A 302-nucleotide genomic window follows, 5' to 3' on the forward strand; every position below is an offset into this window, starting at 1 on the left:
CGTACGGCGAGGACGCTCTCCACCTGTCCAAGCTGGGTGTCTCCGAGGGACTCGCCAAGCTGGACGCCAACGGCGCCGCGGTCCCCGCGCTCGCCGAGTCGTGGACCAGCGAGAAGGGCGGGCGGAGCTGGTTGTTCACGCTGCGGGACGCCAGATTCCAGGACGGCGGTGCGGTCACCGCCGAGGCCGTCGCCTCCGCCCTCACCCACGCGGCCGAGGCCGAGCCTGCCCCCGCCGCCCTCTCCGGAGTCAAGCTGACCGCCGAGGCGGTGGGAGAGGACCGGGTGCGGATCGCCACCGGT

1 protein-coding gene is annotated in these 302 nt (G+C 73.8%); it reads left to right on the forward strand.

The annotated features are described in order from the left end of the window. Positions 1-302: ABC transporter substrate-binding protein (locus ACLZOT_RS51585; RefSeq protein ID WP_416976189.1), on the forward strand; the 302-nt coding region annotated here is incomplete at both ends.

It is taken from the genome of Streptomyces sp. 4F14 (genome assembly GCF_048159485.1).
Taxonomy (GTDB): domain Bacteria; phylum Actinomycetota; class Actinomycetes; order Streptomycetales; family Streptomycetaceae; genus Streptomyces.